Source organism: Roseomonas genomospecies 6 (assembly GCF_008365375.1).
Taxonomy (GTDB): Bacteria; Pseudomonadota; Alphaproteobacteria; order Azospirillales; family Azospirillaceae; genus Azospirillum.
Map to the genome: position 1 here is coordinate 158,490 of NZ_QOKW01000014.1, position 11,497 is coordinate 169,986.

Below are 11,497 nucleotides of genomic sequence, written 5' to 3' on the forward strand. Positions count from 1 at the left end.
CGATGACCGAGCCCCGGCTGCTGCCCGCCCATTCCTCCGCCGGTCTGCCGGCGCCGCCCACGGCACCCCCCGCCGGGGCCGCGGGCGTCGCCGACAGCGTGACCGCCTTCGCCAGGCGGCGGGGCGTCACGGTGGACGACGAGACGGCCATCGTCACGCTTCTGAACGCGCTCGACCCCAACCCGCTGGTGCCGCACCGCATGGTGCTGGTCGCCGGCAGCGTCCTGGCGAACGCCTTCCGTCACGACCGCTCGCAGGATGGGCGGGACGATTCCGACCGCTCCTCCCTGACCGCCGACCGCTTCTTCTGAGGTGCCAGAATGGGCATGCCGATCAAGATCCGAGACAATTTCAAGAGCCTGAGCGGTTCGGAGAGGACCGCGGTCATCTTCCTGGCGCTGGGGGAGGAGCGCGGCTCCCGCCTGATGGAGCGGCTGGACGACGACGAGATCCGCATGGTCAGCCGCGCCATGGCCAGCCTCGGCAACGTCACGTCGAACCTCGTCGAGGCGCTGCTGCGCAGCTTCACGGAGCGTTTCGCCAACACCGGCTCCGTCGTCGGCTCCTACGACAGCACGGAGCGCATGCTCTCCCGCTTCCTGCCCGGCGACCGCGTGTCGGAGATCATGGGCGAGATCCGCGGCCCGGCGGGCCGCACCATGTGGGAGAAGATGTCCAACGTGAACGAGGGCGTGCTCGCGACCTATCTGGCGGGCGAGTACCCGCAGACGGCGGCGGTCATCCTGTCCCGCATGCGCAGCGACCACGCCGCCAAGGTGCTGCCGCTGCTGCCCCCGGCGCTGCGGCTGGAGGTGATCGAGCGGATGATCCAGATCGAATCCGTGCAGCGCGAGGTGCTTCTGGACATCGAATCCATCCTGCACAACGAGTTCATGGCGAACTACGCCCGCACCCACGGCGCCGACACGCACGAGCGGATGGCCGACATCTTCAACCGCATCGACCGCGACACGATGTCGGAGATCTTCGGCGATCTGGACGCGCTGATGCCGGAATCGACCCAGCGCATCCGCCAGCTCATGTTCACCTTCGAGGATCTGCTGCGGCTCGACCGGGTGTCGCTCCAGGCGGTGATCCGGCGCTGCGACACGGGCCAGCTCGCCATTGCGCTGAAGGGGGCGGAGGCGGTGCAGCGCGACCATTTCCTGTCCGTGCTGTCCGAGCGCGCCCGCCTGATCCTTCAGGACGAGATCGAAAACATGGGGCCGGTGCGCATGCGCGACGTGAACGAGGCGCAGGCGGAGATCGTGCAGGTCGCCAAGTCCATGGCCGACGACGGGGCCATCGTCCTCCCGCAATCGGACGAAGCGGACGCCGTGGTTTACTGAGCCACGGTTTGCTGAGGGGTGCAGGGATGCCGGACGCGGTCGCCGAGGTCGGCCATCTGCTGGCGGTGGTGGAGGCGCTGGACCCGCGGGCGGCGCAGGAGCTGCGCGGCGGCCTGCCGCGCTGCGATTCCACCTTCGGCCTCGGGCTGGCCTTCTTCCTGGCGGCGACCGCCAACGGCGCGCGGGCGTGGCTGGGGCCGAAGCGGTGCCGGTTGCTGGAGCAGCTCGACGACGGGGCGCTGCTGGACGATCTGGAACTGGCGCTGGCCCCGCGCCACCGCCGCACCGCCGACGGGCGGGAGTGGCGGGTGGTGAGCGTCCCGGTGATGGACGGCGCTGCGGCGGGCGGTTGCCGCAGCCTGCTCTGCGCCATTTCCGACGGGGCGGACCTTCAGACGGGAAGCGCGCTGGTGTTGCAGATGCGGCTGCCGGCTCTGGGCGCGGTGCAGCTCGTCGCGGCGGGGGAAGGGCGGCGGCTCGACGTGATGCTCCAGACCGGCGGCGGGCTGTCCTCCGCGGCGCTGGCCGACATGCAGGACGGGTTCGCCGGAGCCATGGGCGACGCCGGGCTGACCGGCGACCTGACGGTGGGGCCACTGGCCGGGGCGTGGCTGGACCTGGAAGAGGAGGAGCTCAGCGCGGACTGGTCGGGGTAGGGGGAGGGTGGTGGTTGCGGTGAGCCCCCACCTCCCCTTCACCCCGCCAGCCGCGCCTCCCGGACCCCGCGCGCGAACCCGTTGTACCCCGGCGACAGACGGCGCGCCGGCACCACAGGAGCAGCGTCCTCATGCTCTGGCGGGGCCTCGAACTTGTAGCCGCGTCCGTAGACGGTCTCGATGTAGCGGGCGCCGCCGGTGGCCTCGGCGATCTTCTTGCGGAGCTTGCAGATGTAGACGTCGATGACCTTGTCGAGCGGGTCGGCGCCGGACAGGCCGTAGACCTCGTCGTAGATGTGCTCCTTGGAGACGACGCGGCGGTGGTGGGCGGCCAGCACGCCCAGGATGGCGTGCTCGCGTTGGCTCAGCCGCAGCCGCTCGCCGCCGACCTCCGGGTCGCGCCCGTCGAGGAACACCGTCAGCCGGCCCACCCGCACCGCGTTGCTCAGCAGGCCGCGCGAACGCCGCCGCGCCACCTCGATGCGCGCCCGCACCTCGGCGCTGACCACCGGCTTGACCAGCACGTCGTCGGCCCCGGCGTGGAGCAGCTCCACCGTGGTGGTCACGCAGCGCCGGTCGAGCAGGCAGAGCACCGCCGCCCCCACCTGATGCGCCCGCAGGGCCGCCACGCAGCGCGCCGGATCGTCCACCCCGCCCAGCACGATGGCGTCGTAGCCCAGCCCCTCCGCCCCCTGCTCCTGAAGAAGCTCCTCCAGACCCGTCCAGTCCTGGCGGTCGTAACGGATCTTGCCCATGCCGAGCTGACGGCCAAGCGCGTCGGCGATCAAGGGATTCGGTTCAACCAGGACAGCACGCATGGGATTCTCCGCAGCATCGGATCGGACAGGGCGGTTGTTTTGCTTTTTAGGAAAAGTCTTCTTCGCGCCTGCGAACATCGTTCAAAAAACCAATCGAAAACCGAACTGTCAATCATTGGTGTTACTACGTCGGAGGCGCGGGTGAGTCGGCGTTAACGCGGCTTTAAAGCGCGTTAACAGGACCGATTTCGGGAAATTTATTGGCGAAAACCATGGAAATACGCGACGAAATCTATGCACCGGAGTCGCCGCGCCATCGTCACCTCCACGGCTGTATGGAAAAAGGTTCCTGTGCGGACGGCGCTGGACGCGCTACTGTGCGGGCGCAGGCCCGATTTGTCAGGATAAGCCGCGATGACCGAGATGATCCCGCTTTCCAACGGTGAGGACACGCCGCCTTCGCCCGTGGGGCCGGCCAAGCGGACCACGCGCCAGCGCACGAAGGCACCCTCGGAGGAAACCACGCAACTCCTGCGCGTCTATGGGGATCAGGTCGCCACGCTGGGCGAACAGATCGCCAAGGCGGAGGCCGCGGCGGACAGCGAGCGGGCGGAGCGGCTGCGGGTGATCGCGGAGCATGCCTCCGAACGCGAACGCTGGCGCGAGGCCATCGGGCAGGCGGAGCGGGCACGGTCCGGGGAGATCGGGACCCTCCAGGCCGACCGCGAGGCGGAGCGCGAGCGCGTCAATCATCTGGTCGAGACGCTGATCGCCGAGACCTCGGCGCGCGAGCAGGGCATGGCCCGCGCGCTCCAGGACGCGGAGGACCGGCTGTCCGCGGTGAACGCGGAGATCGCCGCGCTGCGCCTGTCCCACGCGGTGGCGCTGGACCGGCTCCAGGCCGACCGGGAGGCCGAGCGCAAGCGCATCGGCGACCTCGTGGAGCGGTTGATCGCCGACACGGAAGCGCGGGAGCGCGGGTTCCGCCAGCGCATCGAGGCGGCGGAGCGCCGCAGCGAGGAGGCCCAGGACGCGCTGGAGCGGGAACGCCGGAACAGCGCGGAACTGGAAAAGCGGCTGGAACGGCTGACCGGCACGCTGGACGGCCTGCGCCGCGACCGCGAGACGGAGGTCGCCGCCTACGAGGCGATGCGCGACCAATGCCGCATCCTGGTGACCGAGCTGGCCCGGATTCGCCGTCCCTGGTGGCGCCGGATGTTCCGGCGCTGAGCGGCCCGGTTCTTATTCGTCCTCATCGTCGTCGCCGCCGCGGAAGGGGGCGGTCGCCACATTGGCCGTGGCCGACACCACGTTCCCCGCGACGCTGACCGCGGACCCGGCCACGCTGGCCGCCGTGTCCACCGTGGCGACGACCACGCCGCAGCCGGCCAGGAGCAGAAACGCCGGAAGGGCCAGGGCGGCGAAAAGGGCGGAGCGGGGCATGTCTTCGTCTTTCCGGAACTGTGGTGCCGGCCCACTATGCCCGGACGCGCGGCGGCGCGCCCGTGACCAAATGGCGGCGCTCAAGGCAGTTTCCTGAAGACCATGCGGCGCATCGGCTGGTCGAAGGCGGTCATCCCCTCCGCGTCGATCCGCCCGTTGGCGGCGAAACGGCGGCGCACCTCGGCCTCCAGCGGGGGCAGGCGCTCGCGCCGCGCCGGGTCCACGGCGACGACGTGGCCCAGGTAATGGTCGGCGTCGCGGTAGCGCACCACCGTTGCGTAGACCGTCTCGTCCACCGCCTCCAGCGGCAGCGGCGGGTGCTTCAGCGTGTCGAAGGCGGCGGCGCGCACCTCCGTCTCGTCCTCGATGGGCAGGAAGACCTCAAAGTAGGGTCCCTCCGCGATCGGCTCCACCACCACCAGCCGGCCGCCGGGGGTCAGCACCCGCGCCGCCTCGGCCAGCGCGTCGGCCATGACCGCCGGCGGCAGATGGTGGAAGCTGTTGGAATAGACCACGGCGTCCACCGACCCGTCCGCCAGCGGCAGCGCCTCCCCCTTGCCGACGCGGTAGTCGGCGCCGGCCACCGGCTCCGCCTTGCGGGCGCGGGCGAGCTGGTCCTCGCTGATCTCGACGCCGATGGCCCGGGCGCCCAGTCCCGCGAAATGGCGGGTCAGCGCCCCGTCGCCGCAGCCGACATCCACCACCGTCCGGCCCTGCGGGTCCAGGACGTCGGCCAGGGCTTCCTTCAAGGTCATCGTCGTCATCATGCGTTTCCGTTCTTTTCGTTGATTCGTGGTCGTCCGGCGAAGGGCCGGACCCGCTTCAGGGCGCGCCGTTCAGGGTTCGCCGGAAATAATCCAGAACCTCGTCGTTCAGCCGCGCGTGGAAGGCGGCGCGGTCGAAGCCCGGCGGGTCCTTCACCGTCGCGCCAAATCGGGCGGCGGCGCTGGCCGGGACCGGCGTCAGGAAGGCGTAGTGGCCGGCGCCGGGAACGAGGTCGTATTCCGGCGGCCGGGGCAGCAGGCCGCGCACCCGCGCCACCTGAAGGGCTCCGCTCTCGTCGCCTTTCTCCGCCTCGTACAGCCGGACCGGGACGGTGACGCGGGACAGGGCCCCGTCCCCGAACAGGGCGCCGACCGGGTCCATCAGCAGCAGCGACCGGATGCGGGGATCGGCGGCGGCCTCCAGCCGCTTCGGCGAGGCCGTGGCGGTGGTCCTGGCGCCCGCCGGGCAGAGGGTCCGGTTCTCCGGATGAGCGGCGCAGATCTGCGGAACCCGCCCCAGATCGGCCACCCCGCCCGCCGCCGCCAGGGCCGCATGGGCCCCCGCCGCGTAGCCGAGAACGCCGATTCGCTGCTGGTCCACCCGGAACCCCATGGGAGAGGAGTCCAGCACGGCGTCCAGCGCCGCGCGGAGTTGAAGCGGCAGCTCCGCCCACAGCGGCTGGGTGCCGCCGTTCCTGGTGCCCCCGTTTCCGGTGCCCCCGTTTCCGGTGTTGCCGTTCCCGGCATCGTTGGCCGCGCCCGGCTCCGGCCCGCCGAGATGGGTCACGACGGCGGTCATCATCCCGCGCCGCGCCAGGAACAGGGCGACGCTGACCATCGCCAGCCCGTTGCGCGACGGCCCCTGGGTCATCATCACCAGCGGCATGGAGTCCAGCGCCGGCCAGCCTTCCGGGGCGACGTTCAGATGATAGGGTCCCCGGCGGAGCGGCTGGACCGCATCGCGCGTGGGGTAGAGCAGAAGGACCGGTACTGCCTTGCCCGTTCCCGGATCGGCGTAGACGATCTGTGTCACTGCGGCCCGGAACTGCGCCGGCGTCTCCGCCCGCGCCGGCAAGACCGGCAGCAGCCCGGTCAGCAGGAGAGCCAAAATCCAACGCCGCGTCCGCCGACCCATCGCAGTCCCTCCGGCATCACGTCACGAAGCCTTCCCCGCAGGGCGGAGTGTGACCGTCTTGACTGCCGAACGGCAAGAGGGGCGTTTTCTCCCTGCCGGCTTGTGTGGAGGTGGTCGGAATCAGGCCGTCAGCGCGTGCGCCCCACACGCTGGCGGGCCATGCGGTCGGCGACGGCGGCGGTCGGCTTCCGTTCCATGTCGGCGCGGGCGAAGATCTCCGCCAGCGTGTCGGCGATGCTTCCGATGTGGCTCATCACGCGGGCGTGGTCGTAGCCGGTGCGCTCGTAATGAACGTCGATCACCCCGCCCGCGTTGATGACGTAATCCGGCGCGTAGAGGATGCCGCGGTCGGCCAGCGCCTGCCCGTGCCGGGCCTCGGCGAGCTGGTTGTTGGCCGCCCCGGCGACGACCGGGCAGGTCAGCCGGGGGATCGTGGCGTCGTTCAGAACGGCGCCCAGCGCGCAGGGGGCGAAGACGTCCACCTCCAGATCGAACACCGCGTCGGGGGCGACGGGCGTGGCGCCCACGCTGTCGGCAACGCGCCGCACCCGCGCCTCGTCGATGTCGGTGATCCACAGCCGCGCCCCGGCGTCGGCCAGATAGCGGGCGAGGTGCGCGCCGACGCTGCCCACGCCCTGGATGGCGACGGTCAGCCCCTCCAGATCCGTGCGGTGCAGCCGGTGGCGCACCGCGGCCTGAAGCCCGACGAAGACGCCGTAGGCGGTGGAGGGGGATGGATCGCCGCTGCGCGTGCCGCCGCCTTCGGTCGCCTTCTCCACCACGCCGGAGACGTGGGCGGTTTCCAGGCCCATGGTCTTGATGTCGGGAACGCCGGTGCCGGAATCCTCGGCGACGATGTAGCGTCCACCCAGCCGTTCGACGTTGCGCCCCATGGCGCGCAGCAGCGCCTCGCTCTTGTCCGTGCGCGGGTTCCCGATGATGACCGACTTTCCGCCGCCCAGCGGCAGGCCCGCCAGCGCCGACTTGTAGGTCATGCCGCGCGACAGGCGCAGCACATCGCGCAGGGCCTCCTCGTCGCCGGCGTAGGGCCACATGCGGCAGCCGCCCAGCGCCGGGCCGAGCGTCGTGTCGTGCACGGCGACGACGGCGCGCAGGCCGGACGCCGCGTCGGAGCAGAAGACCACCTGCTCGTGGTCGTCGAAATCGGGATGGTCGAACAGATGCACGGCTTCCTCCTGATCTTTTTTCTTTTTGAAAAGCGGGCACCGCCGCGAGGCAAGGCTCGGGCGTTGCGCGCGGAGGAGTTCCACGCGCCGTAAGTGTGTGCGGCGGGTTCGCTTTTCCTTTCCCTGTGCTTCACCGTTCTTTGCTCGGGCGGGGAGGCGACAGGCGGTTCTCTTGAAGGAAACTAGATGCGCATGAAAATGCTGGCAAGGCGGACAGTCAGCCGCCTTGCAAAAAGCAAGGAGATGAGCGCCGGAGCGCTCCGGCGTCGGGAAAGTGTCGCGGGCGGGACCGCGAAGGATAATTTCCGGTCCGCCAACACTCTGGGGAAGGAAGCCGGGGACCGGCCGGGCGATGGGGGGAGGCCGCCCGGCCGGTCCTCGCGGGGATCAGAATTCCTCTTCGTCCCCGCCGAAGCCGCCCCACGATTCCTCGCTGGGGAGTTCCTCGGCCACCTGATCGACGGCGCCCTGGGCCTCCTGGGCGATGGCCTCGCCACCGCCGGAGAAGGCGCTGGACAGCGCGCTGCCGATCAGCATGCCGCCGGCAACGCCCATGGCGGTCTGCATGGCGCCGGCCATGAAGCCGCCGCCGGCCCGCTGGGGCTGCTGGGCATAGGCCGCGACGCGCGGGTCGCCATAGGCCGGGGCGGCGCCGGGCGCCTGGCCCCAGGGGGAGCCGCCGGGAGCGCCGCCATGGCGCGGCTGCGGGGCCGGAGCGGGCTTGGCGCCGCCGCCGAACAGACCGCCGAAGATGCCGCCGCCGCCCGCCGCTGCTGCCGGGCGCTCCTGAAGCTGGCGCTCCAGCTCCTGGTTCTGGTTCTGGGAGGCGGCCAGCGCCTGCTCCAGCATGACGATGGCCTGGGCCATCATATAGGGCGCCGCGGGCTGCCGGGCGACGGCGTCGCGGATGTGGGCTTCGGCCTGCGGGTCGCGCGGGCCGGACTGGGCCTCGGCCTGACGCAGCTTGGCGAAGAGGTCGTCAATGATCTGGCGTTCGGTCTGGTCCATGGCGGTGCTCGTGCTCTCGATGGTTTGAGGGATGGTGAGGACGCGCCCCGGCGCCCCGTCCGACGGGCGGGTGGCGATGTCCGGAGCGATGGTGTGTGAAGCTTGGGTATCGCGGGTCCATGGGAGCATCAGTCCCTCCAAGTGCGGTCACGCCCGTCGGCGCAAAAGCAGGTGAAGAGATCCGACATCGCGACCACGTCTAAGTCGCCAGAGGGGCCCGGATCACAAGTCCCGGAGACGTGGGGAGGTCCGGGAAACCTGTCAAGAGAGGGGGGTGCCGGAAAAACACCGGTAAAAAGCGGCGCTTGCGTTATTCGGGCCGGGTGCGCGCCTCGAAACGCCGGCGGTCGCTCTTGTCGCTCAGCACGAAGGCGAAGGGGCGCAGCGCGTCGATGTGGCTGAGCGCGATGGCGATCAGAACGGTCATCGGCACGGCCAGCACGGTCCCGGCGACTCCCCACAGCCAGCTCCACAGCAAAAGCGAACTCACGATCACCAGGGGGGAGATGGCGAGCTGTTTGCCTTCCAGCCGCGGGCCGATGAAATTGCCCATCACCTGCTCGATCACCAGCAGGCCGCCCGCGACCATCAGGGCGGTGGTCGATCCCCCCTGTGCCAGCGCCATCAGCACGGGCAGCGCGGCGGCTCCTATGGAACCGATCACCGGGATGTAGTTCAGCAGGAAGGCCAGGAAACCCCACAGGAACAGGAAGTCGATCCCGAACAGCGACAGCCAGCCGACGTAGAGCGCTCCGGTGATCAGGCCCAGCGTCGTGCTGACCAGCAGGAAGCGCCGGAACTGCTGGGCGATGGCGGCGACCGCGGTGACGGTGGTGGCGCAGCGCTCCGGCCCCAGCGTCTTGACGATCTTCTCCCGCCAGACCGGCGCCTCCACCAGCATCAGCAGGGCGAGGAACAGGACGATGACCAAGGTCGAGACGGCGCCCCGCGCCGCCGTCAGGACCGACGCGGCGATGCCCGACAGCGCCTCCGCCCCGCCTCCGCCGCTGCCTTCGCCGCTGCCTTCGCCGCCGGATTCGCCGAGAAAGCGTTCGCGCAGCCCGTCGATCCAGCCGTTCGCCTGCCCCCAGAGGCGTTGCAGCTCCTCGGCGTGGCGCGGCACCTCGTCAATCACGCGCTGGCCGACGAACCACAGGCCCCCGGCGAAGGCGGCCAGCACCAGAAGCACCGTCAGCATCGCGGCGAGCGGGCCGAGCAGGGCCAGCCGCGGCGGCACACGGTCCCGCACCCAGCGCCCGACCGGGGCCACGGCGACCGCCACGAAGAAGGCCCCGGCCAGAGGGACGAGGACGGGCGAGGCGGCGCTGAGCCCCCACAGGGTGGCGAAGGCGGCCAGCAGGCCGAGCAGCCAGAGGCCCAGCTTGGTCCGGTCGACGGACCAGCGCCGAGTCCCGTCGGTTTCCCCATCCCTGTCCGTCCGCTGTGCCAAGGCCGTCCGCTCCCCGCCGTTGCGTTGCGCTGCCCAGGGGCAGCAGAAGCTTGACGCGGAACCGGCCCCGATGTTCCGCGGCGCCCGGAGCCGCCGCGAGGCGCGGAATTGCCGCCACAGGGCCGTTGCGGGGCGGCGGACCGGGCACCAACTGACTTGGACCGGCTCCGCCGGAGCGGGATTCAGCCTTGGGGATTCAAGCCATGGACCGCATCGACACGGCTTTCCTGTTCGACCTCGACGGCACGCTGATCGACAGCGTGTACCATCATGTGCTGGCCTGGCAGGAGGCGCTGGACCATGAAGGGATCGAGCTGTCGGTCTGGCGCATCCACCGCAAGATCGGCATGAGCGGCGGCCTGTTCGCCAACATGCTGCTGCGCGAAACGGGCCTCGCCATCAGCCCGGAGCTTCTGGAGCGGCTGCGCCGCCGTCATGCGGAGGCGTTCCGCGGGCTGTCCGGCCGCGTCCGCCCGCTGCCCGGCGCGCAGGAGCTGCTGTCCCACCTGACGGCGGCGAGCATCCCCTGGGCCATCGCCACCAGCGGGCGGATCGAGACGGCCCGCGCCGGGCTGGAGGCCCTCGGCGTGGAACCGGACAAGGTGCCGGTGGTGACCCGCGATCAGGTGAAATACGCCAAGCCCGACCCGGACCTGTTCCTGGCCGCGGCGGAGCGGCTCGGCGTGCCCATCGAATCGGCCATCGTGGTCGGCGACAGCGTCTGGGACATCCTCGCCGCCCGGCGCGCCCGCGCGCTCAGCATCGGGCTGCTGTCCGGCGGCTACGGCCAGGACGAGCTGGAACGGGCCGGGGCCTTCCGCGTCTACGAAGACCCCGCCGGCCTGCTGGAGCATCTGGACGAGGTGGGCGGGCGTCGCTGAGCGATTTCGGAGGGCGGCGGAGTCCTTGCCCCCACCCTAACCCTCCCCCGCTGGGCGGGGGAGGGGACTGCCGCCGCTTCGCATAGTCTCCCTCCCCTGCGAAAGCGGGAGAGGGTCGGGGAGGGGGCAAGGTTTGCCGCAACCCCGGCGGGACAATCCCCCTCATTCCCTGTCCGTTCGTGAAACAGTTCGCGGAGCGAACATAATCGCTTGCGGGCTAGTGGTATCTGGTATACCGTATCACCAATCCAAGCCGCTTCCCTTCTCCGGGGCAACGAAACCGCGGCCCAAACCCCTTCAGCCGGGGGCCCTCCTACGCGAGGGGAAAGAAGAGCCAGGGACGGGAACAGCAATGCAGATGATGACTTTCTCGGTCGCACCCCTGGACCAGGGGATGAGCTTCAAGGCCAAGGCCTACCAGGCGCTGCGCCAGGCCATCACCCAGATGGACATCTACGGCGGGCCGAGCGAGATCCGCCTCGACGAGCGCCAGCTCTGCGAGGCGCTGGGCGTCAGCCGCACCCCGGTGCGCGAGGCCATGGCGCTGCTGGAGCAGGAGGGCTTCATCCGCTCCATGCCCCGGCGCGGCATCTTCGTAGTGCGCAAGACCAAGGCCGAGATCATCGAGATGATCACCGTCTGCGCCGCCCTGGAGGGCATGGCCGCCCGCCTCTTCGTCGAACGCGCCGACGAGCGCGGCATGGCCGAGCTCCACGCCACCTTCGACCGCTTCGCCCAAGGCGAGCTGGCCGACCATGTGCTGGAGTATTCCGACGCCAACGTCGCCTTCCACCAGTCGATCATCCAGGCCTCGGGCTGCACGCTCATCGCCGACCTGACCGACCGCTTCTTCATCCACATGCGGG

Annotated in this window: 13 protein-coding genes; 6 read left to right on the plus strand and 7 right to left on the minus strand. The window is 70.5% G+C overall.

Translation table 11 applies throughout. From position 1 onward, the window contains the following. Nucleotides 1-2: 2 nt before the first annotated feature. From DS843_RS18420 to DS843_RS18430, 3 genes are read left to right on the plus strand one after another with little or no spacing between them, the layout of a single operon-like run. Nucleotides 3-311, plus strand: a complete 309-nt coding sequence (locus tag DS843_RS18420) for a hypothetical protein (protein ID WP_286192173.1) — start codon at nucleotides 3-5, stop codon at nucleotides 309-311. Between the two features lie 15 nt (nucleotides 312-326). After that, nucleotides 327-1,349, plus strand: a complete 1,023-nt coding sequence (locus tag DS843_RS18425) for a flagellar motor switch protein FliG (RefSeq protein WP_167525359.1) — start codon at nucleotides 327-329, stop codon at nucleotides 1,347-1,349. A gap of 26 nt (nucleotides 1,350-1,375) precedes the next feature. Then, nucleotides 1,376-2,005, plus strand: a complete 630-nt coding sequence (locus DS843_RS18430) for a hypothetical protein (protein ID WP_149470308.1) — start codon at nucleotides 1,376-1,378, stop codon at nucleotides 2,003-2,005. A 38-nt stretch (nucleotides 2,006-2,043) separates the two neighbouring features. On the opposite strand, the gene DS843_RS18435 is transcribed toward DS843_RS18430, so the two are convergent. Further along, entirely contained in the window at nucleotides 2,044-2,823 is a 780-nt protein-coding gene (locus DS843_RS18435) for a response regulator transcription factor (RefSeq protein ID WP_149470309.1), read from the minus strand. A gap of 354 nt (nucleotides 2,824-3,177) precedes the next feature. Between DS843_RS18435 and DS843_RS18440 the strand changes: the two genes are divergently transcribed. Continuing rightward, complete coding sequence (locus DS843_RS18440) at nucleotides 3,178-3,993, plus strand: coiled-coil domain-containing protein (protein ID WP_149470310.1); 816 nt, start codon at nucleotides 3,178-3,180, stop codon at nucleotides 3,991-3,993. A gap of 12 nt (nucleotides 3,994-4,005) precedes the next feature. On the opposite strand, the gene DS843_RS31275 is transcribed toward DS843_RS18440, so the two are convergent. The 6 genes from DS843_RS31275 to DS843_RS18475 form a co-directional block, all read right to left on the minus strand. Continuing rightward, nucleotides 4,006-4,206 carry a hypothetical protein gene (locus DS843_RS31275; RefSeq protein WP_167525360.1) on the minus strand — a complete coding sequence of 67 codons (201 nt, stop codon included), beginning with the start codon at nucleotides 4,204-4,206 and terminating at the stop codon, nucleotides 4,006-4,008. An 80-nt stretch (nucleotides 4,207-4,286) separates the two neighbouring features. After that, the gene (locus tag DS843_RS18450; RefSeq protein WP_149470312.1) at nucleotides 4,287-4,973 is read right to left on the minus strand and encodes a class I SAM-dependent methyltransferase; all 687 of its coding nucleotides are present in this window, start codon (nucleotides 4,971-4,973) and stop codon (nucleotides 4,287-4,289) included. A 55-nt stretch (nucleotides 4,974-5,028) separates the two neighbouring features. Further along, a complete protein-coding gene (locus DS843_RS31280) occupies nucleotides 5,029-6,105 on the minus strand; it encodes an alpha/beta hydrolase family protein (protein WP_167525361.1) in 1,077 nt (358 codons plus the stop codon). Nucleotides 6,106-6,233: 128 nt separating this feature from the next. After that, nucleotides 6,234-7,292, minus strand: coding sequence for a Glu/Leu/Phe/Val dehydrogenase dimerization domain-containing protein (locus tag DS843_RS18465; protein ID WP_149470315.1), 1,059 nt, complete (start codon nucleotides 7,290-7,292; stop codon nucleotides 6,234-6,236). Nucleotides 7,293-7,679: 387 nt separating this feature from the next. After that, nucleotides 7,680-8,429: a DUF2076 domain-containing protein gene (locus tag DS843_RS18470; protein WP_286192174.1), complete on the minus strand. Its 750-nt coding sequence runs from the start codon at nucleotides 8,427-8,429 to the stop codon at nucleotides 7,680-7,682. Between the two features lie 181 nt (nucleotides 8,430-8,610). Continuing rightward, the gene (locus DS843_RS18475) at nucleotides 8,611-9,750 is read right to left on the minus strand and encodes an AI-2E family transporter (RefSeq protein WP_286192175.1); all 1,140 of its coding nucleotides are present in this window, start codon (nucleotides 9,748-9,750) and stop codon (nucleotides 8,611-8,613) included. Between the two features lie 203 nt (nucleotides 9,751-9,953). Between DS843_RS18475 and DS843_RS18480 the strand changes: the two genes are divergently transcribed. Then, nucleotides 9,954-10,631 carry an HAD family hydrolase gene (locus DS843_RS18480; RefSeq protein ID WP_149470317.1) on the plus strand — a complete coding sequence of 226 codons (678 nt, stop codon included), beginning with the start codon at nucleotides 9,954-9,956 and terminating at the stop codon, nucleotides 10,629-10,631. 358 nt (nucleotides 10,632-10,989) lie between these two features. Beyond that, a partial coding sequence (locus tag DS843_RS18485; RefSeq protein ID WP_286192176.1) for a GntR family transcriptional regulator occupies nucleotides 10,990-11,497 on the plus strand: 508 nt, incomplete at its 3' end.

Excerpts from the sequence above, each read along its gene's own strand:
- DS843_RS18450 (WP_149470312.1), bottom strand. The coding sequence starts at position 4,973 with ATGATGACGACGATGACCTTGAAGGAAGCCCTGGCCGACGTCCTGGAC.
- DS843_RS18480 (WP_149470317.1), top strand. The coding sequence starts at position 9,954 with ATGGACCGCATCGACACGGCTTTCCTGTTCGACCTCGACGGCACGCTG.
- DS843_RS31280 (WP_167525361.1), bottom strand. The coding sequence starts at position 6,105 with ATGGGTCGGCGGACGCGGCGTTGGATTTTGGCTCTCCTGCTGACCGGG.
- DS843_RS31275 (WP_167525360.1), bottom strand. The coding sequence starts at position 4,206 with ATGCCCCGCTCCGCCCTTTTCGCCGCCCTGGCCCTTCCGGCGTTTCTG.
- DS843_RS18425 (WP_167525359.1), top strand. The coding sequence starts at position 327 with ATGCCGATCAAGATCCGAGACAATTTCAAGAGCCTGAGCGGTTCGGAG.
- DS843_RS18435 (WP_149470309.1), bottom strand. The coding sequence starts at position 2,823 with ATGCGTGCTGTCCTGGTTGAACCGAATCCCTTGATCGCCGACGCGCTT.
- DS843_RS18430 (WP_149470308.1), top strand. The coding sequence starts at position 1,376 with ATGCCGGACGCGGTCGCCGAGGTCGGCCATCTGCTGGCGGTGGTGGAG.
- DS843_RS18440 (WP_149470310.1), top strand. The coding sequence starts at position 3,178 with ATGACCGAGATGATCCCGCTTTCCAACGGTGAGGACACGCCGCCTTCG.
- DS843_RS18420 (WP_286192173.1), top strand. The coding sequence starts at position 3 with ATGACCGAGCCCCGGCTGCTGCCCGCCCATTCCTCCGCCGGTCTGCCG.
- DS843_RS18470 (WP_286192174.1), bottom strand. The coding sequence starts at position 8,429 with ATGCTCCCATGGACCCGCGATACCCAAGCTTCACACACCATCGCTCCG.